At 33.4% G+C, this 25,976-nt stretch carries 24 protein-coding genes and 1 other RNA gene; 2 read left to right on the forward strand and 23 right to left on the reverse strand.

Annotated features, from left to right (window positions below):
• Positions 1-37: 37 nt before the first annotated feature.
• The 9 genes from PRVXT_RS09880 to PRVXT_RS09920 form a co-directional block, all read right to left on the reverse strand.
• Positions 38-1,390: an LCP family protein gene (locus PRVXT_RS09880; RefSeq protein WP_350342707.1), complete on the reverse strand. Its 1,353-nt coding sequence runs from the start codon at positions 1,388-1,390 to the stop codon at positions 38-40.
• Positions 1,391-1,605: 215 nt separating this feature from the next.
• On the reverse strand, positions 1,606-2,331 hold the full coding sequence (locus PRVXT_RS09885; protein ID WP_350342708.1) for a radical SAM protein: 726 nt from the start codon (positions 2,329-2,331) through the stop codon (positions 1,606-1,608).
• On the reverse strand, positions 2,324-3,823 hold the full coding sequence (locus PRVXT_RS09890) for a YjjI family glycine radical enzyme (RefSeq protein ID WP_350342709.1): 1,500 nt from the start codon (positions 3,821-3,823) through the stop codon (positions 2,324-2,326). The genes PRVXT_RS09885 and PRVXT_RS09890 overlap by 8 nt, the downstream gene beginning before the upstream one ends.
• Before the next feature lie 57 nt (positions 3,824-3,880).
• Positions 3,881-4,777 (reverse strand): hypothetical protein, encoded by an 897-nt coding sequence (locus PRVXT_RS09895; RefSeq protein WP_350342710.1) that lies wholly within the window; start codon positions 4,775-4,777, stop codon positions 3,881-3,883.
• A gap of 202 nt (positions 4,778-4,979) precedes the next feature.
• Complete coding sequence (locus PRVXT_RS09900; protein ID WP_350342711.1) at positions 4,980-7,043, reverse strand: ABC transporter ATP-binding protein; 2,064 nt, start codon at positions 7,041-7,043, stop codon at positions 4,980-4,982.
• A 13-nt stretch (positions 7,044-7,056) separates the two neighbouring features.
• Positions 7,057-8,799 (reverse strand): ABC transporter ATP-binding protein, encoded by a 1,743-nt coding sequence (locus PRVXT_RS09905; RefSeq protein ID WP_350342712.1) that lies wholly within the window; start codon positions 8,797-8,799, stop codon positions 7,057-7,059.
• Between the two features lie 165 nt (positions 8,800-8,964).
• Positions 8,965-9,459, reverse strand: a complete 495-nt coding sequence (locus PRVXT_RS09910; RefSeq protein WP_350342713.1) for a rubrerythrin family protein — start codon at positions 9,457-9,459, stop codon at positions 8,965-8,967.
• 291 nt (positions 9,460-9,750) lie between these two features.
• Positions 9,751-11,043 (reverse strand): hypothetical protein, encoded by a 1,293-nt coding sequence (locus tag PRVXT_RS09915; protein WP_350342714.1) that lies wholly within the window; start codon positions 11,041-11,043, stop codon positions 9,751-9,753.
• Complete coding sequence (locus PRVXT_RS09920) at positions 11,027-12,433, reverse strand: Mur ligase family protein (RefSeq protein ID WP_350342715.1); 1,407 nt, start codon at positions 12,431-12,433, stop codon at positions 11,027-11,029. Before PRVXT_RS09920 ends, PRVXT_RS09915 begins: the two co-directional genes overlap by 17 nt.
• Before the next feature lie 122 nt (positions 12,434-12,555).
• Between PRVXT_RS09920 and PRVXT_RS09925 the strand changes: the two genes are divergently transcribed.
• Positions 12,556-12,717 carry a rubredoxin gene (locus PRVXT_RS09925; protein WP_350342716.1) on the forward strand — a complete coding sequence of 54 codons (162 nt, stop codon included), beginning with the start codon at positions 12,556-12,558 and terminating at the stop codon, positions 12,715-12,717.
• A gap of 177 nt (positions 12,718-12,894) precedes the next feature.
• Here PRVXT_RS09925 and trhA read toward each other — a convergent pair whose 3' ends face one another.
• The 3 genes from trhA to PRVXT_RS09940 form a co-directional block, all read right to left on the reverse strand.
• A complete protein-coding gene (gene trhA, locus PRVXT_RS09930) occupies positions 12,895-13,533 on the reverse strand; it encodes a PAQR family membrane homeostasis protein TrhA (protein ID WP_350342717.1) in 639 nt (212 codons plus the stop codon).
• Between the two features lie 118 nt (positions 13,534-13,651).
• Positions 13,652-14,110, reverse strand: coding sequence for a PadR family transcriptional regulator (locus PRVXT_RS09935; protein ID WP_350342718.1), 459 nt, complete (start codon positions 14,108-14,110; stop codon positions 13,652-13,654).
• 10 nt (positions 14,111-14,120) lie between these two features.
• Positions 14,121-14,834 carry a Crp/Fnr family transcriptional regulator gene (locus tag PRVXT_RS09940; protein ID WP_350342719.1) on the reverse strand — a complete coding sequence of 238 codons (714 nt, stop codon included), beginning with the start codon at positions 14,832-14,834 and terminating at the stop codon, positions 14,121-14,123.
• 320 nt (positions 14,835-15,154) lie between these two features.
• On the opposite strand from PRVXT_RS09940, the gene PRVXT_RS09945 reads away from it, so the two are divergent.
• Complete coding sequence (locus PRVXT_RS09945) at positions 15,155-15,631, forward strand: DUF3231 family protein (protein ID WP_350342720.1); 477 nt, start codon at positions 15,155-15,157, stop codon at positions 15,629-15,631.
• A gap of 102 nt (positions 15,632-15,733) precedes the next feature.
• On the opposite strand, the gene panD is transcribed toward PRVXT_RS09945, so the two are convergent.
• From panD to PRVXT_RS10000, 11 genes are all read right to left on the reverse strand, one after another.
• Entirely contained in the window at positions 15,734-16,117 is a 384-nt protein-coding gene (panD, locus tag PRVXT_RS09950; protein ID WP_350342721.1) for an aspartate 1-decarboxylase, read from the reverse strand.
• Positions 16,118-16,123: 6 nt separating this feature from the next.
• Entirely contained in the window at positions 16,124-16,969 is an 846-nt protein-coding gene (panC, locus tag PRVXT_RS09955) for a pantoate--beta-alanine ligase (RefSeq protein ID WP_350342722.1), read from the reverse strand.
• A gap of 18 nt (positions 16,970-16,987) precedes the next feature.
• Entirely contained in the window at positions 16,988-17,818 is an 831-nt protein-coding gene (panB, locus tag PRVXT_RS09960; protein WP_350342723.1) for a 3-methyl-2-oxobutanoate hydroxymethyltransferase, read from the reverse strand.
• Between the two features lies 1 nt (position 17,819).
• The gene (locus PRVXT_RS09965; RefSeq protein WP_350342724.1) at positions 17,820-18,683 is read right to left on the reverse strand and encodes a Rossmann-like and DUF2520 domain-containing protein; all 864 of its coding nucleotides are present in this window, start codon (positions 18,681-18,683) and stop codon (positions 17,820-17,822) included.
• A gap of 642 nt (positions 18,684-19,325) precedes the next feature.
• Positions 19,326-19,504, reverse strand: a non-coding RNA gene (gene ssrS / locus PRVXT_RS09970) — 6S RNA.
• A 484-nt stretch (positions 19,505-19,988) separates the two neighbouring features.
• Entirely contained in the window at positions 19,989-21,374 is a 1,386-nt protein-coding gene (locus PRVXT_RS09975; protein ID WP_350342725.1) for an MATE family efflux transporter, read from the reverse strand.
• Positions 21,375-21,473: 99 nt separating this feature from the next.
• Positions 21,474-23,282 (reverse strand): ferrous iron transport protein B, encoded by a 1,809-nt coding sequence (gene feoB / locus PRVXT_RS09980; protein ID WP_350342726.1) that lies wholly within the window; start codon positions 23,280-23,282, stop codon positions 21,474-21,476.
• Positions 23,245-23,502: a FeoA family protein gene (locus tag PRVXT_RS09985; RefSeq protein ID WP_350342727.1), complete on the reverse strand. Its 258-nt coding sequence runs from the start codon at positions 23,500-23,502 to the stop codon at positions 23,245-23,247. Before PRVXT_RS09985 ends, feoB begins: the two co-directional genes overlap by 38 nt.
• 91 nt (positions 23,503-23,593) lie before the next feature.
• The gene (locus PRVXT_RS09990; protein WP_350342728.1) at positions 23,594-24,643 is read right to left on the reverse strand and encodes a hypothetical protein; all 1,050 of its coding nucleotides are present in this window, start codon (positions 24,641-24,643) and stop codon (positions 23,594-23,596) included.
• A 17-nt stretch (positions 24,644-24,660) separates the two neighbouring features.
• Positions 24,661-25,374: a pyrophosphatase PpaX gene (ppaX, locus tag PRVXT_RS09995; RefSeq protein ID WP_350342729.1), complete on the reverse strand. Its 714-nt coding sequence runs from the start codon at positions 25,372-25,374 to the stop codon at positions 24,661-24,663.
• A 92-nt stretch (positions 25,375-25,466) separates the two neighbouring features.
• A complete protein-coding gene (locus tag PRVXT_RS10000) occupies positions 25,467-25,865 on the reverse strand; it encodes an FxsA family protein (RefSeq protein WP_350342730.1) in 399 nt (132 codons plus the stop codon).
• Between the last annotated feature and the right edge of the window lie 111 nt (positions 25,866-25,976).

A 25,976-nucleotide genomic window follows, 5' to 3' on the forward strand; every position in this document is an offset into this window, starting at 1 on the left:
TTGACTTGACTTTTTTTACATCGCCACTATTTTATGTTTAAACATTTTCTTCATCTTCATTCTCTTCACTATCTTTATCGCCATCATCTTTGCCGTCATCTTTATCTTTTTCGTCGTCCTCACTTTTATCATCGTCTGTGTCCTTATCTTTGTCTTGATCTTCATTTTTGTCTTTACCATCGTCTTTATCTTTATCATCATCTTTACCTGTTTCATCATTTTCTCTATTTTTGTCGCCATCTTTATCTTCTTCTAAATCCTGGTCTTTTACATCTTCATTATGTTCGTCATTTTCCTCAGTTGGATCATCTTTTTCCTCTGTTCTATGGTCTTCTTCTACCCAAGGATTTTGCATTACTATAGTTCTCCATGAGGATTCTATGCCAAATACTTCTTTGATAACAGACACTCTCTGATGCTCATCTAACATTACATAACTAATTCCATTATTGTCTCTCGCTGTGCTTCCGCGTAATGTGTGGAAGTTGATATCATTATTTAAGTCAATTTGATTTGCTACAAGAGTTAAAGCTGTTATTTGGGCAACTGTCAAGTCTGTGTCAACCATATGATTGACTTGCCTATATAGTTGAGGAATTTTGGGAATCATGTTAGCTTGCATCATTTGCTCAAAAGCAGCTTTCATCAGCTGGTTTTGCATTTCAATTCTTTCAAAATCGTTTGAATTTAAAGATGTTCTATCCCTTGCTAAGTACATAAATTTTTCACCATCTAAAACTTGTTTCCCCTGCTGAAGCCTTTTTCTGGTCCCTCTATAATTGTAGACATCTCCGGGTACATAAAACTCCACACCACCTATTAAATCAATTATTTCTTCAGCACCGTCCATATCTACCGTTACATAGTTATGGATAGGAATGTCACTTAACACCCAACTCATGGTTTCCATAGTATACCGTAAGCCTTCTTCTTTTCTAGACTCTATATCTACTCCATCACCAAATCTCTGCCCATAATAAAATGCATGGTTTATTTTATCTTTATGCCCGCCTCTATTTGCTATTTGTACGTAAGAATCCCTTGGAATATTTATAACATCCACTGTGTTCTTTTCAATATCAATTGACGCTACAAAAAGAGTATCAGGTCTATAAAAAGTATCTTCTCTACTATCTGACTCATCAAATCCCAAAAATGCAATATTTACAAAAGAGCCTAAAACTTCTTCTGGATCTAATTCCTCTCCCTCTATCTCACCAACCCCAGCAGGTGAATATACTTCAAATGCAGACCCTATATTATGGGCTTGATTTGCAAATTGGGCACCATAAGCTACCGATGATAAGATAATTATGGACATTATAAAAATTGCTATTCTCTGAATGTTGGAAGAAATAAACTCCCCAAGTTTTTTTAAATTCTTTTTCAATTTGTCCCCTCCTTACTAATTATATGATAACTTATTTTTTGTTGTTTTTCTAGAAGAAAAGCAACTTTATTTTTTGACTTTAATTAATGAAAAAACCAGCCACTAAAATATAGTAGCTGGTTTAAAGTCGAAAAATAAAATTAGCTCGACTTTTTCCGAATCTATTTTTCCCTTTACCCTTTCATATATATAGACGAATAAAAAGAGAAAAAGTTTCAGTTTTTGCAAAAAAAATTTCTTTTTTTAATAATTTTTTCTAACCCTAAGCTATACATTGTTTTTAAAATCCTATTATATTGGTCCTCAGTCATAGAAGGCAATGACTTAAATTCTCCAACTACTCCCTGATTCCTATAAGGTATTAACATTAAATAGGTTTCAGCATTTAAATATTTTATAAAGTTGGCTAAGTCCTTTAAGTCATTTTTACTGTCGTTTATTTCCGGTATTAACACATATCTTAGCTCATACAATTTATTATGTTTTACTGCTTTTTTTATAGTTTTAATTACTTGCTCGTTTCCTTTACCAGTGATACGTTTATGAGTATCGTAATTAACTGCTTTTAAATCAATCATAAAGCCATCTGTATAGCCTAGCAAAGCATCCATTTTTTTATCGCAGACATTTCCGTTAGTGTCAATAAATGTTGTAAGTTGAGTTTGCTCTTTTAGCTTAGCGAATAATTTCATTAATGGTTCCCATTGTAAAGTACATTCTCCCCCAGAAGCAGTTACACCGGCAATATAATCTTTTCTTTTTATTATATAATTAAAGGTTTCTTCCACCGTATAACTTTTAGCTTTCCTTTCAGGAATGGTTTCTGGATTATGACAGTACTGACAATTAAAGTTACATCCTTGAAGGAATAATACCAATCTATTGCCTGGACCATCAACATAGGAAAAATCAACTATTTTATTTATGTGCAAATTATTCATTTAACTTCCTGACCTTGCGATTAAGTATCCGCTGATTGACTACTGCTTCAGCACCTAAATTGCCCGATAGTTGAAGATTCTTTTTACTGCTGTTGAAATTTTCAAGATCAGATTTCTTTATAAGATATCCCGTTACTCTTATTAAATCACTGTCTTTTTGGTTTGCTGTAAAAGTTCTAATTCCTTGTTTCATGGCACCCTTGATGATGTCACACATAGCTTTGGGGTTATCTTTAACTGTTTGATCAAAAATAAATATATCACTAATCCCAGAGTTAAAATATTTATGCATTGGTATAACTGCACATAGGTGTTGATAAAGATCTGGTTCATCACCAATAGGCACCCTTGTACCTGGAGTTTCCTCGATATCCTCAGATATTCCTGATTGAGCATGTAGCGTTAGTTTGTTAGCTGTACCTTTGCAATATTTCCCTTCAATTTCTGTCAATTTATCATAAATTAATTTAACCAACTCTAGACCTAATTTGTTTGTTTCTTCATCTTTGCCATATTTGCCGGAGCTAAACATATTGGCAACTTCTGCTAAACCAAAAATGCCTATCATAGAACTGAATTTATCCAAGTCAATTAGGCCTTCTTGGGCTAAAAAGTCTGAATCAAAAAATTTTGATTCTTCAACTAAAAATTCATTGCGCTTATTTGCTAACTCAGCTGCGGAGTTTACCGCTAATGGCAATAAGTTTTCTTTATAATCCTCTAAACCATCTGCTTCTTTAGCCAGTTTTAATAAGTTAATCCTGACTAACGTATGACTTCCACCGCCAATTAACAAATTGTTGTAGCAACTTACAACACCGTAGTCTCCTAGCTGTTCTTTTATAAGATTATGGTTGTGAAAATGGGGCTTACCTGTTATTAAGGCTGTTTTGGCTGCTTCTTCTAAAAAGGCATCTTCAGTGGATTTTGCGCAGTATTTTAGTGAAATATTGGGAACAGGCTGTTTTAATTCCCTTTCTGCTTTTAAAATCATTCTTCCTACCAGAGTATCATATGGACCTATATTTAAATGGCAAAATCCATCAGCTAAAACTCTATCTATGTTAATTAAAAACCATTTAATTTGTTTATAAAGTTCACATTCGCTGACACCTCCAGTAAAAGGCTGCAACAAAGTATCAACATTCCCTAAATATACTGGTTTTCCTGTAATTGAAGGAACATGATTGTAGGCAATTAACAGGGTTTGGATAGCTTCGAAAAAATCTTGTGGAGGTTTAAGCCCCAAAAATTCACTACCGTTTTCTAATAGTTTTTGATAGTCAGGCAACACATATCTAGGTCGATATGGGGCATTGCCTTCATAAAGGTCACAAAGTATTCCCTGTTCGTAGAATCTGCGAGTTTCAGCTGATACATTTACATATGGTAGCATGTTTTCCCCTTCTATGGATAAAAAATGTTTCTTTTGCGCAACTGTTAATGTTTCGTCAGAAATAATTGAAAGTATCTTTTTTTGATTTTTTCCCATTATTAAATTCCTCCTTTAAATTTATTATATCAGAGGTAAAATACTAAACACAAGTTCCTAAGAACTTGTGTTTAGTTTAAACATAAAGTATGTTAAATGGTATGAAAAAAATTCTTTAGACATTTTATCACTAAAATAATCTCCATAAGTTAAACAATTTTCTTTAAGGAATTTAGGCAATTGAAAATATGTACCGTTATAATAAGTCAAAGCCCATTTTTTAGCCCAGTTTAAATCTTCTTTAGGCAGAATATCTACAGCAATCTTTAGAAACTCTAAAATATCTAGCCTTTTCAAAAGCAACTCATTTATTTGTTGTTGAGATTTGATTTTCAAATAGCTATTCAAAAATTTAACGCCTTGTTCTAACTTATGTTCATATTGAGGAAGTTGAACTAAGCTCAAAGCATGAATTACTTGCAACGTTTTAAAAGGGCAGCTCATTCCTTTTTCAAATTTTTTACATCCTTTCCCCCATCCTCCATCTTTACTTTGCTGCTTTATAACTTTTGCAAAACTTTTTCTTACTCTGATATCCAAAGGAGGAAAGCCTGCTAACAGTAACGTTTTTAGAAAAAAACTGTCCACAGCATAACAGTGGTGATATTCACTTAGATCTTGGTTTAACATAGCAGCCCATCTGTAATTTTTATCTTGATATTCCAATATATGTCTGCAACTTTTGTGAATGTTAGGATCAGAAATATCAAAACCCCTTTGAACTAGCTTCAGCAGTATTGCAGGAGTACCATCCCAAACGTTTCCACTTCCTAAGCTACCGTCTTCATTTTGATTTGCTATTGCGTCTATATATGTTATATCGCTTTTTATATTATGTTTTAACCTTTTTAAGGAGCATTGTGGCATATTCAAGATGTTTTTAGCAGTGAGATATCTTACATTTTCGTTGGCGTCTTCGATAAGCCACTCTAGGGTTTGAATTTGATTAAACATGGTGTCTCCTCCCGCTTGTATTTCCATAAATGTAAGTTTCGACTTTAGTCCGTTTTTTTCCTGCTAAAAATATCTTATATTTAATAATATAAAAAAGTAGGTCTAATTGCCCATAACCCTTAATTTCAGTCTCAGAAAGTTTCCTAGATTTTGAACTGACTTAAAAAAGGTGCTGCCAAGTGTAGAGAGGCAGCACCTTTTTTTACTGAGCTAGTTGCTCTTTATATTGGAGTTGATATAAATCATGATAAATTCCTCCATTGTTTAACAGTTCTTGATGTGTTCCCATTTCTCTAATTTTACCTTTATGCATTACAATAATCTTATCTGCGTTTTGTATAGTAGAAAGACGATGTGCCACCACTAAAGTAGTTCTACCCTCTTGTAACTTCTCTAATGCGTTTTGAATAATACTTTCTGTTTCGGTATCTATATTTGCAGTAGCTTCATCTAAAACTAAAATAGAAGGATCAAAAGCCAAAGCACGAGCAAAGGCTAACAATTGCCGTTGACCAGAAGATAAAGTTGAACCTCTTTCTTGAACCTCATGCTCATACCCTCCAGGAAGTTTTTCTATGAAAGTATCAGCATATATAGTTCTAGCAATTTCCTTTATCTTTTCATCGTCTATATGGTCATTGTTTAGTCTTATATTGCTTTTTATATCTCCACTAAACACAAACACATCTTGTAATACAACACCAATATTTTTCCTCAATTCTTCTTGTTTAACATCTTTAATATTTATTCCATCTACTAAGATTTCACCTTTTTGTATATCGTAAAAGCGGCTAATTAAGTTTATTATAGAAGTTTTCCCTGCCCCAGTGGCGCCAACAAAAGCTACTGTTTCTCCTGGTTTAACTTCAAAGTTAATATCCTTTAACACCCACTCGTTGTCATTATAAGCAAACCAAACATTTTTAAATTCTATAGCGCCTTCTACTTTGGGTAGGTTTTTAGGTTCCTTAGGATTAGTAACTTCTATTTCAGTGTCCAGCAATTGGAAAATTCTTTCTGATGAAGCCATGGCCTCTTGTAATATGTTATACTTTTCGGTTATAGCGTTAATTGGCTGGAAGAACATTCTTATATAAGTAGTGAAAGCGTAAAGCACTCCAATCTCCAAAGTTCCATCCATTACCGAACCTCCACCCCACCAAACAATGAGGGCTAATACTAAAAAGTGAAGAATATCCACAACCGGCCTATAAATAGCAAAGATTTTCACTTCCCTTAGAGCTGCACTTAAATGTCCTTTATTTATTTCATCAAACTCATTGTATTTTTTATCCTCTTGTTTAAATATCTGTACTATCTTCATCCCAGATATGTTTTCAGCTATGCTTGCATTTATTCTAGCTAGTTTTGTACGGACCTCTCGATAGGCTGCCCTAGCTTTAATTCTAAAAATAATGCTGGCAATTACTACAAAGGGAATGGCAGATAGAGCTATAAGAGCTAACTGGAAATTTAATCTAAGCATGACTATTACTATACCAATTAACATAAAAATATCTCTAAAAGCATTAACCATGACACCAATAAACATTTCTTTTAACCTTTCGGTATCATTAGTTACCCTTGTTACCAGTCTACCTATTGGACTTTTATCAAAATATGACAGTTGAATATTTTGAAGATGTGTAAAAACCTCTACTCTTAAATTGTAAATAATTTTAAAAGAGGTTTTGTGTAAAATAAGTACTTGAGCATAATTAAGACCAAATCCTAGTAGCACTATAACTAAAAAAGTGATTCCTAGCCTTGTCAAACCTTTAACGTCATTTTCGCGGAAATGACTATATGTGTTTTCATCCATTATATCCCCTGTAAACTCACCTTGTTCGTTGATGAAAAAAACTTCTCCTTGGCGTTCTTCTATGGTGTATTCTTCCCTTTGAAATGTAGAAGGAACTAAATAGTTTTCTCCTTCATACACCATAATTTGATACTTAGGGTTTTCAGGATAATCTTTATCAAGGTGCCTTTCTTTAATAAATACTTTACCTTGATGTTCAATACCTTCTTGAGGTTCTTCGCCTGGTTCAAAAGCTATCATGGGGGAGGTGAATATATAGTCATCAATCGCTACCGCCACAATATATGGTCTAGCTATCTGAATTCCAGTGACTACAGCAAGCAATAGTATTGAAATTAAAAATGCTTTCCAATATGGTGCACTATATTTTAATAACCTTTTCATTAATCGCCCGTCATATGCTTTGCCTAATTTTTCTTCTTCATGGTAATTTTGATTAGCCATAACTCATCCCCCTTTATGCGCTTCCCAGCTTTTCTTCCAACTGCTGCTTATGGTTCAGGTTGGCATACAAGCCACCTTGTTTTACTAACTCATCATGATTGCCTCTTTCTACAATTTCTCCTTGGTCCATAACAACTATTTCATCAGCGTCCTTAACAGTTGAAACACGATGAGATATAATGATACTTGTTTTATTATTCATAATATCTTCCAGTTGTTTTAATATTTCCTCCTCTGTTTGAGTATCTACAGCGGATAGACTATCATCTAAAATTAAAATTTCTGGGTCCTTTATTATTGCTCTTGCAATAGAAATCCTTTGTTTTTGCCCTCCGGATAGAGTTACGCCGCGCTCTCCTACCATGGTGTCAAATTTTTCGGGGAACTCGATAATATTATCATAAATATGTGCAAATTTTGCTGCTTCCTCGACTTCAATGGTGTTAGTTTTTTCTAAAGCAAAAGCTATGTTATTGGAAATATCTGTTGAAAACAAAAAATTATCTTGAGGTACGTATCCTATGCTTTCTCGTAGATTTTTTAGCTTAATATCATTAATATCTACCCCATCTACGTATATTGTTCCTCGAGGAGGATTAGCCAAACGTAACAATAAATTAACTAAGGTAGTCTTACCACTTCCTGTTCTTCCTATTATTGCCACAGTTTTACCTTTTTTAATATTAAGGTTTATATTTTTTAAGGCCTTGTGCCCATCTTCATATTCAAAAGATAAGTCTTTTATTTCAATATTTCCTTGAACATCTACATCTTTTGCGTTGTCGCCATCATAGATATCCGGCTGTTCATCTAAAATTGCATTCAGTCTATCCATAGAAGCTCTACCACGCTGTAAAACATTAATAACCCAACCTATGGCCATCATAGGCCAAATCAGCATGACCAAATAGCTATTAAAAGCAACAAAGTCACCTATAGAAATACTGCCATTTATTACTGCTCTACCTCCAAACATTACTATTAAAATTACACTTGCTGTAGCTAAAACTTGTACTAAGGGCTCTAACATACCCCAAACTTTAACTAAGTGAACATTTGTATCCACATGCTTTTGTGCAGCTTCTTCAAACCTCTTTATTTCTTCATCCTCTTGAACAAATGCCTTCACCACTCTTGCTCCTTCTAGGTTTTCCTGTACTGATTCAGTCATGGTAGAAAAAGCAGCTTGAACGTTTTTAAATCTACTATGAATTATCCTGCCAAAAGAACTGGCTGATACAGCTAAAATAGGCAATGGTATAATTGCGATTAAAGTCAGCTGCCAGCCCACTTGAGCTACCATCAGCCCTCCAGCTAATAAAGTTAATACAATAGCATCGGTAGCCATAATAATCCCACCACCAAAAGCCATGCGAACAGCGTTAATATCATTGGTAGCATGTGCCATTAAATCGCCTGTTTTCATTCTATTAAAATAGTTAGGGGACATCTTTTGAAGGTGTGCAAAAAGTTTAGTCCTAAGATAATATTCCAACCTTCTTGCAGATCCAGTAATGAATATTCTCCACAACGCTCTGCCAAATCCCATAATCAAACCAATCCCTAGTATCATTAATGCATACATCAACAAACCTCTTGCATCAAGCATACCTTGGGCTAAACTGTCGGTTATATTACCCAACAGCCTTGGGACCATCATCTGAACTACATTAACTACTAGTAGCCAAAAAATCCCAAAAAAATAGTACCACTTATACTTTCTAAAAAATTGAGTCAGATACCTGAATACTCCCATATATGTACCCCCTTTTTTTACTTCGACACCCTAATTATATCATGTAATTTATCTTTACACAATCGTAATATAAGCGTTATTTTTCATTTATTGTATATTGTTTGCAAATTCAGTTTTTATTTGCAAAAAAAAGTGACTGTACCTACAGCCACTCTTTAGGGGGAATTATTCTATTATTTCAAATGCTTTTGAACCTGCTCCGCAGATAACACATTTGTCCACCGGTTTTAGTTCAACATTGCCACAAATCTTACATAAGTGAAAAGTGTATTCTTCATCGGAATCTATGTTGTCAAGCATTTTTTGATATAGTTCTGCATGAACCCTCTCTGCTTCCATGGCAAACTTAAAAGATCTTGCAGCCTGCTTTTCACCTACTTCTTCTGCTCTTTTAACCATGTCAGGATACATTTTTTCAAATTCAAAAGTTTCTCCTTCCACTCCTTCTTTAAGGTTTTCTTCTGTACTTCCAATGCCGTTCATAGCTTTTAAATGGGAATGGGCATGGATCGTTTCAGCCAAAGCCGCTGCTTTAAACATTTTAGCTGCATTTTTATGCCCTTCCTTTTCAGCATGCTTTGAAAAAGCTAAGTATTTTCTATTTGCTTGTGATTCACCAGCAAATGCCTCTTTTAAGTTTTCTAAAGTTTTTTTATCCATATGTAATCCCTCCAAAATATAATTTCTAATAGACTATTGCAAAATTCTACAACACTTAATATGACAATTAAAAAGTACCCCAAGCCAGCTATCATAATGTCATTTTTAAGCCTAGGCTAAGAATCTGAGGTTTATTTCTACTTTTATCCATGCTATAGTTCTAGAATTTTACAATTCCTAATAAATTTTTATTAAATTGTTATTAGATAATAATTAAATTTTTTATTAAATAGACCTTTGAAGTAATAGTAATTATTCTTAATTAGATTATACATTGAGTGATATAGGCTGTCAAGTATTTTGATAAACTTTTTTTATTTCTCCTAACAAAGATTGTGTGCCAAATACACATATATTTAAAATATCGTTATCCTCTATGTATTTTATAGCTTTTTGAGGGTTTGGTATTATTTTAAGATTTGTGCCGTAAAATTTCTTGTTATCAAAAGGGTATTGAGTTTGGGTGGTTTCGGTCAATATTATTAAGTCAAATTTATCGGCAAGTTGCTCAATTACTCCATTTAGATCTTTGTCCTTGGGTAATGCTAACAAGCAGGCTTTTTTGCCATGCATATGAAGTTTATCTAAAAATGTGGATACTTCTTTAGCCGATTCACTGCTGACCATACCATCAAACAAAAGGGTTTTGGTAGGTGTTTTTATGACTTCGCATCTGCCAGGCAATTTTAAGTTATTAGCTATAGAATTTAAAGTGGATTCGTTTAAAGTGACATTACCTAAAAATTTTGCCGCAACAGTTGCTGTTACAAAATTTTCGGTAATGTATTGGGGCAAGGGGGGAAATTGAAGATTATACCTTTTAGAATCTATTTTTAGCTTGGTTGTTGACTCATCATTCCTAATTACAAAATCCTTGTTAAACTCTTTTGTCTTTATGTCAAATTTTGTTGCCTGCTTTTTAAATTGCCTATGGACCATGCTATTTACTTGTTTAGATATAACCGCATGTGTAGTGTTATTGTTCATAGCTTTTATTTTAGTTTGAGATATTTCTTCTAACGAATTACCAAGTCTGTATTTATGTTCTTTAAAAATAGGGGTAAAAATGATTTTTTTTCCCATCTTATAAGTATCATCATATAAACCGCCTCTCCCAGCTTCCAGAATATTTAGTTGTGTTTTATTTTCATTAAAATACTTTAAAGCTGCAACCAACATTATACCATTTGGGCCAAGATATTTAGGAGGTTTTATGCTATTCCCCACTGCATTTATGTTTTTTTCAAGGGCTTTAACTATTCTATTTAAATCGTCGCTACTTATTTTTTCTCCGTCTACTTGAATACGTTCTTTAAAATCAATTAAGTGAGGGCTTTTAAACAACCCCACCTTAATGCTGTGTCTTTTTAAAATTTCACCAAGAATTTCTGCTGTGCTCCCCTTACCCTTGCTTCCTATAACAATAATATTTCTATCTATCACAGAATCAACAGAAGAAATACTTAGTAGTTTCCTTGTTATACAAGGGGACCTGAACTGGCTATCGTGATAATCAAGGGGAATTTTTTCGCCTATTTTATTATAAAACGAATAAATTATATCAATACTATTTTCTATACTCATTTTTGTCCTCCAGCAAAGTGAAGATTTTTCTTAAATGTTGGTGAAAATCTCCTTTTAAATAAACAAAATCACCGGGCAAAGTTCTCGTTTTTATCTCCTTTGTTACCCCTTTAATATCAGAAAAAATTTTTATTTCTTTTGATATATTATCTAAAAAAGCACTTTGGTTTTCCCATTCTACCCCAATTAAGTAAAGGCCTTTGATCCTATCTTTATACCTAGATAATATGTTGAATAAATCAAAAAAATCAAAATTTTTACTCTCAAACTTGTAATCATATCCCAAAATTAGATAGCCATTTTTGGGTGTTATTGTAAAAAAAGTTTCAAGACCTGATTCTAAACCAGGGAGGTTAAAGTGCTGGCTGTCGTCATAAAAGTGTCTTTTAATAACTTTTTTAAATCCACTTGTTTCATAATTCTCATGGACTAGACCGGTAAATGATGATATTCCAGCCATTATATGCTCTGGTTCTATCCCTATACTATTGCATAGGGCAAATACACCACAAGCATTGGCAACATTGTGCTTGCCTACTAGTGGGGTCTTAACCGTATACTTTTCATTTCCTTGGAATATTGTAAAACTACTCCCAGCCAAGTTTTGGCTATGAATATCTTTTATAACATAATCATTATGGCTTCCAAAACCAAAAGTTATAGTTTGATCTGTAACATAATCTTGTAAATATGGGTCATCTCCATTTAGCACAACAATTTTTGGAGGGGAGCTATTATGAGCAAGTTTTAGTTTGTGGCTAGCAACTTCTTCAAGGGTTTGAATTCTATCAAAGTGGGTATTATAAATGTTAGTAACAAGCAGGTAATCAGGTAAAATTGTTTCAGCTAAAAGTGGCAACCTCTTTAGCCCATTTACTCCCACCTCTATGTTTAACCAATCATTACCCTCAGAATTAAATAGCACATGAGATGCTCCCCCAAAACCATTGATATTTCTCTCTGTTTTTAACGATTTTATTTTTGCAGACTCAAAAACTTGGTTTATCATCTCTTTACTAGTAGTTTTTCCACAACTACCGGTGACTGATATAACTTTCCCTTTATGCTGAAGTCTATAGTGTCTAGCTAACGCCAGGCTGGCTTTTTGCAAATCTTTTACAATAACATAAAACTGAAAGCCTTTAGTGTCCACCATAGTTAATTGATGTTTTTCTAGTAAAACTCCCTTTGCTCCTTTAGTCGCCATAGTTTCTATAAAATTTGTACTGTCAATATTTCTATAGTTATTTATATAGGGAATATATAAAAATGGTGTTTTCGGATTATCTTGCTTTAAAACATCATAGTAGATATAATCAATTTCCACATCTTTATTTCCAATTAACTCTCCTGATACTATTTTCGAAATTTGACAACTTGTTAAGTTCAAATCCACCTCTCCTTTAAAAAATTAATTTTTACCTTTTCTTTCATTTTATCTTATGCTATACTTTTTTACCACAGGGATATAATTTCCTTTTTTATCATATTAAGTATTTGGAGGTGATATCAATGAAAAAATTCAGATGTACAGTTTGTGACTACATTTATGACCCAGAAAAGGGGGAAGAAGGTGTAGCTAAACCCGGAACTTCTTTTGAAGACTTACCAGAGGATTATGAGTGTCCTGAGTGCGGAGTTGGAAAAGAACTTTTTGAAGAAATAGATGAATAATATTTCAAACAAAAAAGCTGTCTCAAAACAGATAAATCATTTCTGTTTTTGAGACAGCTTTTTAAGTTAAACATTAAAAGTTCACCTTATAACATATAACGAGAATTAATTATTATTTTTTGTAGCCTTTTATTAAGAAGGGATATCAATATTCAAAATTGAAACCCCATGGAAAGTTTAAAGAGGAAGGATAAACAAAACTATCATTAAAAAATGAACTATACTTCCAGCCATAACCCAAAGATGAAAATTTTCATGAAACCCAAATTTATTTGGTATAAAGTCAAACCACTTTCTAGCATAAACTAAAGCACCGATTGAATACAGTATCCCTCCTAAAATCATTAGAATAATGGCCTCAGTAACATATACTTGCACTAAATGATAAAACGGAACTACTGCAAACCACCCCATACTAACATAAATTACAGATGAAACCCATCTAGGAACGTTGATAAAGAAAAACTTCACTATCATACCTGCTAACGCTAATACCCATATAGTGGATACCATACTTATACGCCATGCACCTTCTAAACCATATATCAAGACTGGGGTGTAAGTTCCTGCTATCAGCACAAAAATGGCTAGATGATCGACTTTCTTTAACACTCGCTCCACTTTATCAGTAGAGTTAACCCAATGATATGCTGAACTAGCCCCATATAGTAAGATTAGACTTAACCCATAGATAGACATTGATAAAACCTTTACTGTATCTCCTCTAGCCTTCATCACTAAATATACAGTCCCTATTACAGCCAAAATACAAGTAACTAAATGGGTTATTGTGCTTACAGGTTCTTTGATTTTCATTTTGATTTTCACCCCTCTATTATGCTATCACAAGTGACATCTTAATTGCAATGTTATCACTTGTGATAGTATATGTCAATTTTGGTTTCTATATACAAAAAAAGCCAATCCTTGTTATCTAAGAATTGACTTTTTTTTGTATATAATTTTCAATACCCTCAAAAATTAGCTTTGTTTGGCTTAAACTCGATAATAATTGTTCTCTTTGATTATACAATTCATTAAAGCCACTGTCGGTTATGCTATACATTTTTTTGTTTCTTTTATCAGGGTCATCCCACTTGGCGTCCATAAACCCTTTCTTTTCCATCTTTTTTAAAATTGGATAAATTCCACCTGTGCTAGGTATCCACTTTCCTTCAGTAATCTCTCCAATAGTAACTGAAATTTCGTTACCATTTTTAGGTTCTCTAGAAACAATTTCCAACACCAACACTGGAAGGACACCTTTTGCTAATATATTACCAACCATCTGGCTTTCTTTTTTTCTCTGCTTTAGCTGGTTAATCTTTTTTTTATATTCTTCTTCAATTTTTTGTTCTTCCTTCTCCCAATCAACAATAATTTTATCTGACATTGTTCCCCTCCTAATCTTGAGAAGAATGCTGCATAAGTTTATTTAAATCTTTAATAATTATTTTTTTACTTGATAGTAATTCTATAAGCCCTTCATCTTGTAGTACTCCAAGCTTGCGGCTTATTGTTTCCCTAGCAACTCCAACATAATTGGATAAATCTTCCCTAGACATTGGTAGGGTTAAGTTAACTCCTGATTTATTTACTGTGCCATATTCTTCCGCTAAGTTGACTAGAGTTTGTGCAAGCCTTGCTTCTACATCTTTGGTTCCTAAATTTTGAACTAAACCTTCAACTTTCTGGAGTCTTTCTCCCACAGTTTCCATGATTTTAAGTATAATTTCAGACTCTTGTCTAATTACTTGTTGAAAATCATGACTTGTCAACATACATACACGGGTATTTTCCATAGCTACTGCGCTATAGTTTATGGTTTCCTTTTTTAATAGGCTTAATTCACCAATTGTGTCACCATCTGTTAGGATATAAAGTATCTGCTCTTTCCCATTGGATGAATCCTTAAATACCTTTATCTTACCAGAATTTATAATATAAAGATTTTGTGCTATATCCCCTTGTAAAAAAAGTTTTTCACCTTTTTTATATGTCTTATGTACAACTTTGGAACTTATTTTTGCTAAACTTTCAATATTCAATCCCTGAAATATTGAAACTTTTTTAGAGCAATATTGTTGTGTGCACTGATCACATCCACATCTTTCCATCTATATGCCTCCTAGCCCCAATTTCAATAATCACTAACTAACCTGAAGCTTTAACGGTAAGAATCCTAGCTCTGATGATTATTAGTTAACTAGTCCTTTTTACTGGCTTTTGACCTATGAGCTCCCCGTTAAATAGTCAAATAAAGAGTTTATAGCCAACTAACTTGGAATTCAAAAGTTTGACTCAGCAACCGTATAATCTTAATTTTATTATAACATAAATAATAAACCAAAACTTAACAACAATAAAATTTGCCAACACAAATATTGAAGCTATATAAGGATAAACTATAATAAAGATTTAATGGGAGGTTTTAAGTTTGAACAATGATCCTTTGAATGTTATGGAAGCAACAGTATTGTGGGAAAGTGCAATGACCATGAAGTTTACTATTAATGCTAATAAAGTTATGTTAAACCATGCAAAAGACGATGATTTGCAAAAATATCTATCAACGAAAATTCAAAAGGTTGATACTCCAATTCTTGAACAAATGGAAAAGATGCTTGAACAGGAAGGAATTTCTTTGGAAAACTCTTTTAGTTCTAAACCAAGTATAAAGAGCGAGCTGCCTGCAGGCGCGTTTTATGAAGACATAGAAATCGCCCAGTACTTAACAGGTGAAATTAAGGGTGGTTTGATGGGACTAAGCGGAGCGATGGCTTCCTTTGTTCGAGAAGATATAGCTGCAGAGTTTGCCAAATTTCACAGCCAATGTGTAGATTCTGGAAGGAAACTCTTAAAGCTAATGAAGAAAAAAGATTGGTTAATTGTACCTCCTAAATTTAAGCAGTAGATAATAAAATTAAACTTTAATCACTGGAGAGTCAGCTTAGTTCAACACAATAAAACCCAAAAAAGCATCCAAAACGGATACTTTTTTGGGTTTTAAGCTAAATTATCTCTTTTCGCCGTGCTTTTCACCATTTTCCACAGATTGGATATTATTATCATCATCGACAAATACTATTGTAGGCTCATGCTCTTTTGCCTCTTTCTCATCTACCTGACAGTATGAAATTATAATTACGTTATCTCCTGGCTGTACTAACCTAGCTGCTGCCCCATTTAAACAAATAGTTTTACTACCTGGTTCTCCTTTTATTACATACGTTTCAAGTCTTGCACCGTTATTATTGTTGACAACTTGTACTTTTTCGTGAGGAAGTATATTGGAAGCTTTTAACAACTCTGAGTCTATAGTTACACTTCCTACATAATTTAAATCTGCTTCCGTTACAGTTGCTTTATGAATTTTGGACTTAAACATTGTCAATAGCATAAATCTTTACACCTCCACTATTATATTATCTATCAGTCTGACTTTACCAATTTTAACTGCTAACGCTATAAGGTTTTTTCCCTTTAGAACCTGAATATCTTCCAAAGTATCAAAATTTACAATTTCTACATAGTCAATTTCAGCCTGTGGGTATGTTTTAATTTTGTCAGCAATAGATTTTTTAATCTTTTCTGCATCTAGGCAACCATTTTCCACCATTTCTTCTGCCTTTTTTAAAGACTGATATAATACTGTGGCATGCTCCCTCTGGTCTTTTTTCAAGTTTACATTTCTAGAACTAAGTGCTAAACCATCAGCCTCTCTAACTATAGGACAAGGCACTATAGTTACAGGAAAATGAAGATCTCTTACCATTTTAGAGATAACAACTACCTGTTGTGCATCCTTTAAACCAAAATAAGCATTGTCCGGAAGCACACAGTTAAAGAGCTTAGCAACTACTGTAGTAACTCCCTTAAAATGACCCGGCCTTGAAGCGCCACATAGTTTTTCTGTGACTTTATAAACATCAACATAAGTATTATAAGACCTGGGATACATCTCGTCAACAGTTGGATAAAAAATAACATCTACCCCCATTTCCTCTAATAGTTCTTTATCTCTGTGAAAGTTCTTAGGGTAAATATCAAAGTCTTCTCCTTCACCAAACTGGGTCGGATTAACAAAAATGCTTACTACTACGATTTCGTTTTGGCTCCTTGCCTCTTCAACTAAACTGAGATGTCCTTTATGCAAAAAGCCCATTGTAGGAACAAAACCAATCTTCTTTCCGTGGAGCTTTTCTTTTTTAGAAAATGCCTGCATATCAGAAACTGAGTTAATTATTTTCATTTTTGCCCTCCACTAACATTAGTATAGCTTTTTCAAAACTTCTTCTTTTATCGAAAATGAGTGTTTTTTTTCAGGGAAACTAGTATCTTTAACTTCTTTTATATAATCTTTTACAGCTGTCTCCATTTGCCCACCAATATTAGCATACTGTTTAACAAACTTTGGCGCCATATCACTATACATGCCAAGCATATCCTGATAAACCAGTATCTGACCATCTGTTTTATTTCCTGCCCCAATCCCTACAGTTGGAATTCTAAGTCTTTCACTCACTATTTTAGCTAGTTCAGCAGGGACACATTCTAATACAATAGCAAACACCCCTGCTTTTTCCAATGCAAGTGCATCATCTATTAACTTTTGAGCTTGTTTTTCTGACTTACCTTGTACCTTGTATCCTCCCACAATATTAACCGATTGAGGTGTCAAACCTAGGTGCCCCATTACAGGTATTTGAGCGTTAATAATCCCCTTAACTTTGTCGATAATCTCAATACCACCTTCTAGCTTAACAGCTTGGGCATTACCTTCTTGAATTAGCCTACCTGCATTTTTTATGGACTCTTCTTTACTGACATGATATGACAAAAATGGCATATCAGCTACAACCATTGCCTCTTTACATCCCCTAGCTACAGCCCTGCTATGATGGATTATATCATCCACTGTCACCTTTAGAGTGTCATCATACCCTAGCATAACCATTCCTAATGAGTCGCCAACTAACATTGCATCTATCCCCGCATTATCAAAAAGCTTAGCTGTTGAATAATCATAAGCTGTAAGCATGGTAATCTTTTCACCATTCTTCTTTGCTTTTACAAACGAACTTACAGAAAATTTTCCCATATTATTTTTCCTCCTTAAGAATTGTTTCAATTTCCTTTATTTTATCTGGACTTAATTCCCTCTTTTCAGCTATATCTAAAGTTCTAAGTCCCATTAATGTATACATGCTTTTTATATCACTTAGATTGTTTTTATCAAAAGAACTTAAGTGACCCAACACTGTAGATACATCCCCTCGTACAATAGGACCTGTTAACGCATCAGTTGTGCCTAAGTCAGAAATGTTTGATACTGTTCCTGACGCTAGGTTACTGATCATTTCACATGAAAGACTTCTGTCAATTCCTATATCCTCTAACAAGTTTATAGCCGAATCCAATAAAGATACTAAATAGTTTGATGCTATACATGCTGCGCTATGGTACAAAGCCTTATCCTCAGGTGAGATTTCAATGTTATTGTTTCCAAGTACAGTAAGAATATTGTTTATACCTTTTTTCTCTCCTTTTCCTTCCCATGTAAAAAAAGTATTTTCTAATTTCTTTGCAGATGTCATAGGTTCAGCAAAGGACTGAAGGGGGTGTAATGAAAAGATATTACATCCTTGTTGTGACGCCGCTTTTAACTGCTCAGAGCACAAGCTCCCTGACATATGGACTACTGTTTGCCCCTGGTTAAAGCCAATTTCTTCTGCCACTTTATTACAAACTTCTTTAATTAAATCATCAGGAGTGGTTATAAAAATCACTTCGCTTTTTTTTACTACGTTTTCTAAAGATAATACTGTAGACTCCGTCAAATCAGCAGCTTTTTGTGCAGAATCAAGGGACCTACTGGAAAAACCTGATAAATGAAGTCCGTTATTCTTAAGGTAAATCCCAAACCCTTTAGCTACTTTACCTGCTCCTATAAAACCAATCTTCAAAATCATCCCTCCTTTTAAAATAAACTTTAGGCGATTAAAAAACTTTAAAACTCCATGTATAACAACGTTTTTATCGATAAATCCAATTAACTCCACCAAACTAACTAACGAGAACCTAAGGCAAAAAATCTTGTTTTTTCTAAATAACTCTTTTGCATAGGAATTTAAAATCTGCTCATTTTGCAATTATATTTTACGTAGGTATTTACCCCAACAATGCTAGTATAAAAACTTAAACTTACCATTACTAAATAAAAAATCTATCTTCCAAGTTCGGCAGATAGACATGCATAAACATCCCTCTTTTTTGAAGGGAACATCTATATTATGCCTGTCTCATGCCTAAAAGGCTTTAAGCAGTATTTTTTAGTTGCAATCAATACTTTTAGGTTGTCTCCATATCTATGGTAGACTCCTATAGTTCCATTATATTCTAGACAAATAAGTTTGACAACCGTTAATTTCTAAGAGTCATAAACATAATATTTTTTCCTTTAATACCATAGCTATTGATTGTTTAAAAAAGTATTTATTTTTATTAAATGTTTTTACTAAAAACTTATGTAGAGTATCTTTTCTGTTTAGGTTTATAAATAAAAATAGCGTCAATCAAAGATTGACGCTCACAAATGTTTAAGTATTAAGTGCCCCAAAATGCCGATACCCTATAATTTTCAAAACCCTGTTATTTCAGGGGGGTGCTCTGTTCACAAGCTCCACTGTCCACAAAAAGAGGCATAGTGTTACAGATGAAACGCGAGCTCCCAAAGTCAAAGTGTAGGTTGAAAATTAAAAGGTGTTATCGAACACCTCAGGTGCTCTCATATTATATATAATACTTATTTTAATTCTAAAGTCAAGCTATTTATTTTTATTAACTATATTTAATAATACGTTTATTTAGTTTACATTATACCATCTTCACATTATAAAATCCACCATTTTTTTAATGGTGTTTTCTGGTTATTTAACAGTTTCCATGGCTTTATAGTTAGTATTATGCCAGATTACATTTTTTCTGATTGAACACAATTCAACAACTATTGAGTGTTTATAATGCTAATTTTAATTTGAACATGCCAATTAGTTGATGTTATCTTCTAAGTTTATTTTTATTAAGCCTGTCCTTGTCAGCTACATGTTTTAGTAATCTCTGCTGCTTTTAATTCTTGGGTTTATTATTGACACACCTTTATATTGTTTTTTACTTTAAAAAAAGGATACATTTTTTGAAAATATATCCTTTTATCACAAATTAACTAACAGCTAATAAAGGAAAAAGCCTCTACTAGTAGTCCCTTTTACTTAAGCATTAGCTGTTGATTGTTTCGATTGTTCCCCGACCTTGATTTCCTGCCATTTTTCACCTTTGAATCTATAGAACATCATTATAGCTCTTACAAAGTTATCTAAAACCATTGCATACCATAGCCCGTGTATGCCATAAAGGTTGGCAAAGATATATGCCACTATAACTCGCATGCCCCATGTTCCAGCCATAGTTGTAACTAATACAAATTTAGTATCTCCAGCTCCCCTTAGTCCTCCTGCCATTACCATAACAAAAGCTAAAGCGGGCTGAGAAATCGCTAATATCTTAATACACTCTGATACAACCTGCCGCACACTCTCATCTTTATGAAAAAACATAGCTATTAAATCAGAGCCAAAGAAAAAGAACAGTCCAACCCCGGTCATAAATATAAAAGCCATTTTTGTTGCTAAGTAGCCACATTCTTTTGCTCGCTTATAATTCCCTGCTCCTAAATTTTGTCCAACTAAAGTTGTTGCTGCTAAACCAAATCCAAATCCCGGCATAAAAGAAAAAGACATAGCCTTTAGAACGATGGCGTTAGAGGCTATTGCCAAAGGACCTAAAGAAGCGGCAATCATTGTAAAGATTAATTGCCCACTGCTTCTTACTCCTTGCTCACCAGCAGAAGGGATTCCAATTTTAAGAATATCCCGTATAATTTTTTTATCAAATTTTATTTGAAACAGTTTTAAGTTGAAGTTTTTATTTCTAGTTAAAACTATAGCTCCTATAAGTCCTGCTAAACTTCGAGCTCCCCCGGTGGCAATTGCAGCACCAGCTACCCCTAGTTGCGGGAATATTCCTATGCCAAATATCAGCAACCAATCAAATAGAATGTTAAATGAATTAGCAAATATCATTATATACAGAGGAGTTTTCATATCCCCTGCTCCTTGTAGAATAGCATTTGTATTCATCATTACAAACATTAAAGGCAAAGAAAAAACGATAATTCTTAAGTATATTGTCCCTTGTCGTATTACCTCTGCAGTGTTTTCATCCCCCGCTCCTCTTTCTACTAAAAAGCTCATTATAGATTCAGCAAAGATAGACCCTAGTATTGCTAAGATTACTCCTGAACCAAAGGTTAGCACAATTGACTGCTGAGCGACTTCACCTGCTTTTTCAGGATCTTTTGCTCCCACATACCTGGCAATCAATGCTGTTGTACCGATAGTAAAAGCCGTAGCCACTGTTATAGTAGTCATAACTAACTGATTCGCCATTCCCACTGCAGCTGTAGCCTCTGTGCTATCCAGCTGACCTATAAAAGCTAAGTCAACAACACCTACAATCATCTGCAATGTCATTCTTAAAACAACCGGCAAAGCTAACAGAATCACCGTTTTCTTTAATGATCCTTTAGTAACATCCATACTTCCCCTTCTTTCGCATATATAATATTTCGACTATAGTACAATTATAATATACTATTTCATTTTGGTAAAGAGAAGCTTACTATTAATTCGCAAAAATTACGATAATCCTAGCACCCAAGCTAGGATCCCTCCAATAAAAAAGGCAATAGCAATGCTGAGAGTTATTGTTATTGCACCTACCAATGGACCCCTTTCTTTAAATGTTATCATAACCGAAGCAATACAAGGGGTAAATAAAGTTATTGTCGTAAGTGCTATTAGGGTTTGTTCAGCAGATAATACCAAATTATGTAAACCAGCAGTACCAAAATCACGACGGATAATTCCCATTATAAAGGCATTTGCCGATTCTTGGGGTAACCCTAGCCAGCTTACAGTTATTGGCTGTAATATTACTTGTAATAAGTCTAGTATTGCAAAATAGTGCAGGAACGTTATTAACACTGCTCCTAGAGCGAATAGTATGGTTGCATCTTGTAAAAATCCAATAGTTTTATTGTATGTTTTTTGCAAAACATTTAAAGCTTTAGGAAAACGAAGGGTTGGAATGTCTAACATTAAACTTGTTGTCCTACCAGGAACAATATATGAAAGTAAAAGTCCTACCATACAAAAAGTTCCTAACATTACTACTATATAGATTGTAATATATTTCACCCCCAATGGTGCTATCATCCCAACAATCACCCCTAACTGAGCGCTACATGGGATACTAATTGCTAAGAGAAAAGTTGCTATTGTTCGCTCCCTTCTATTTCCTAATATCCTAGTTGAAATGATTGCCATTGTTACACAACCAAAGCCCAAAATTATTGGTATAACCCCTTTGCCGTTTAAACCGATTTTCGTCATATGCTTATCTAAAAGAATGGCTACTCTTGGTAGATAACCACTATCTTCCATGATAGATAGTAGCAAATAAAAGCCAATTACTAAAGGAAGTAGCAACCCAAATAAGTATGTAATAGTTAGTGTAAAAACCCCAAACTCTCCCACCAGTAACTGTCCTATGAGTGACTCATACTCAATAAAGCTAGTGACAGATCTTTTAATGACGGGTTGGATATACTCTAACATCAGTACCCCTTCTGTAAAATCAACTATTCGCTGTGCAACTATATCTCCGATAAATAGATACATTAAATAAAGAACTCCGATTAAAAATAACGTTCCCCATAATGGATCGAGAAGGTAATGGTCAACTAATTTTTTAGCACTTTTTTTTGCTGGATTATCCTGAACAATTTTTTTTGTTATAGCCTTTACTCTATCTCTTCTTCTTATATAATACTTTTCTTTATCCCCATTAGCGCTCAGACCATATTTTTTTAAAAGCTGTTCATCTTCTTCCAAAAGAAGTACTCTTTCAGGCTTCTGTGCTTTGGGAAAACTTTTAATGGCTTTAGTTACAGTTTCATTATCACTAGCACCAGTTTTGGGAGACTTTAAGGTTTTTTTTAACAAACCAAACCCCTTTTTTTGAGTAGCTATTGTTGGTATTATTGGGACATTTAACAATCTAGTTAACTGTCTATAGTTAATTTTTCTTCCGTTTTTCTCTGCCTCATCTATCATATTCAAAGCTATTACCATAGGTTTTCCCATATCTATTAATTGTAAAGTTAAAAAAAGATCCCGTTCTAAGTGATTTGCATCTACGATATTTAAGATTATATCGCTTTCTAACACTACATTTCTTGTCACACTTTCTTCATCGTTATATGAGGAAATTCCATAAACTCCAGGACAATCGATTATTTCTTTTCCTTGAAATGTACCTTTACTTACATCTACAGTAGTACCTGGGTAGTTAGATACATCAACATATACTCCTGTTAAATAATTGAAAAATACTGACTTGCCAACGTTAGGATTTCCAACTAAAGCTATAGTTTGCTTTTTCATTTTTTTGCCTCCCAACTACTATTTCATGAGCTAATCTATAACCAATTGCTAAAAAAATGTTGTCTACATTAATAATGACAGGTCCTTTTTTAATGTTTTTAATACAATGTATTTCTGCTCCAAAAGTTAAACCGAAGCGAGTTATTTGCCCCCTTGACTTCTTATCGTTTACTCTTTTTATAAAAGCCTTTTGTCCAGGCTTAAGCTGGGTCAATCTCATTTTTTATCACCTCTACTTCTATAATCTATATTCAATGTTTTTGTTTTTTTGCATAAAAAAACCCCTTGAAAGCAATTCCACTTTCAAAGGGTTATAAATTCTTATAAAATTTGTCAAGATTTTTAATTAATTGCCGAGTAAAGACTTTATAATTATCGATAGCCAGTTCATCCAGGGGTTTATTTTTAAAGAATGATACATCCTTTCCCGATATGGTAATAGTTTTTATTCCCCCATACTGATAAAGTTTATAACCACCTGTCATTCCATTATATCTACCGTTAATCAGTTCAGTCCCGAATATAATTCGATGAATATTATATGCTTCTAATATTAAAGGTTTGTATGTCTTTGCTGTGCTTAGTAACCCTTCCTCTGTAATTACTTTAATGGGTTCACCCATTAAGCTTTGAAAGTTAATTGCTATTTCTATTTCAGGACATGACTGAAGAAATAAATCAAGACCTTCATCATATCCATTATCTCCTTCCCTTGCTAAAAACCAAAGTTGAATATTTTTAATATCACCACTAGATATTAATTCAGAAAAGGTCTCTGTAGCTGTCAAGCTTTCATACCCACTGCTAAACTTGTTAATTTTACTAAAACGGTACTTAAAGTAAATTGCTAATAATGCTAGATACAATATCACAAGTAATGGTAAAGCTATCCAAAAATAAATAACCTCTACCGTGTTCATGGCAGAAGATTTAAATGCTCCCCAAAAAATAACACAGTTAAAAGCTAATATAGAAAATATTATAATCTTAGATTTCTTTCTAAACCCTGTAACAGAGGTAAAATTAAAAAAAGGTTCTAAATGTTCTTTCTGGGCAGTTATTAATATTATTGGTAATGATTGCTGGGGTTTAGGGTTGTAAATATACAGAGAATTTAAACAGTCTTTTTTAGGAAGAAACGTAGAAATAATTTCTACACCTTTAAACTCTAAAACCATACATAGGGTGGTTAGAAATGTAAAAAGAGCAGCTAAAAAGGGATTTATTGGGTAAACAATTAAAGCAATTAAAAAAATAGGTGTATAAATCAGTAAATTCCAGCTATAGTCTATGGAACACTGAAAATCTTCTTCATAATGTTGTATATCTAATTTTTTTAATTCTTCTTTAATTACGTCCATTTAATCACTTCCATCCTCTATTTTGCTGTCTTTGATTTATGATCAAAAATTAAATCATTAACTTCAATTAAACTTGACACGATTAATGGGTTAAGCTCTTTTAAGTCATTAAGCCTAACACTCCATTTTACCCCTACTGGTATGACTCCAGCCTCACGTGCAGAAATTATATCAAAGGGACTATCTCCTATGTAATAAACTTCTGCCTCAGGGTTTGCCTGCAAATCATTTAAAGCTTTTATTATAGGGGCAGGGCTTGGTTTGTGTTGACTAGTATCTTCCTTTGAAACTACTACATCAAAAAAATTAAAAAGGTCGTAAAGCTTTAATCCCTTAACACACATTTTTTTTGATTTTGAAGTAACCACTCCTATTTTACAACCTTTTTCCTTAAGAATCATTAAGGTTTCTTTAACCATGGGAAAAGGCTCTACTAAATTATCATGATTATGAAAATTAAATTCTCGATAAGTTTTAACCATTTCTTTTATTTTTTGTTTATCAAATCTTTCTAAAGTAGTTTCAAGGGTTTCCCCGAAATATTGCATTAACTCTTCAGACGAAACTTCAATACTCAATACTTCTTTAAAAGTGTGTTTAAATGATTTAATAATAAGGTTATTAGTGTTAAGCAGTGTACCATCTAAATCAAACAAAACAATGACTTCTTTTTTCATAGACAGCTCCTTTATAAAATAAATTATACTTATAATTTTCTCCAAAAAATTCAATTTTCCTTTAAATATCGACATAATAATCACAAATACTTTTATGGATGAAATAGAAAAAGAGCCTTTTAAGACTCTTTAACCATCAGCTAAAGTTACTTTTTGTTGATAATTATTATGTTATCTCCATTTTCTATTTTCCGTTTAATCCAACTTTTAACCTGAACCTTTATAAATTTTCTCGTTACTGGAATCAAACAACAAAGTCCAAAAAAATCAGTAAACAATCCAGGAGTTAATAAAAATGCGCCTCCCACCAACACAATCAATCCATCAAAAATATCATTTTGAGGCATATACCCTCTACTTATATCACCATGCAAACTTCTTAATACTAAGAAACCTTGTGATTTAGCCAAAATCACACCAAAAAAACCTGTTGCAGCCACAACAACAATTGTCATCCCCCCTCCAATAACATCACTTAGCTTAAATAAAACATATAGCTCAATAAGCGGTACTACAGTAAATAGCAACAATAGCTTTGCTAACATTTTAACCACTCCCTTATATCTTATTATGGACGATTAAACAACTCTACAAATACTTTACAAGCCTAAACTCTAGTGGGAACGTCGATGTCGTTTTGAGCCTAAGGCGCATAT

Origin of the sequence: Proteinivorax tanatarense, from assembly GCF_040267685.1 — a bacterium.
GTDB lineage: Bacteria > Bacillota > Proteinivoracia > Proteinivoracales > Proteinivoracaceae > Proteinivorax > Proteinivorax tanatarense.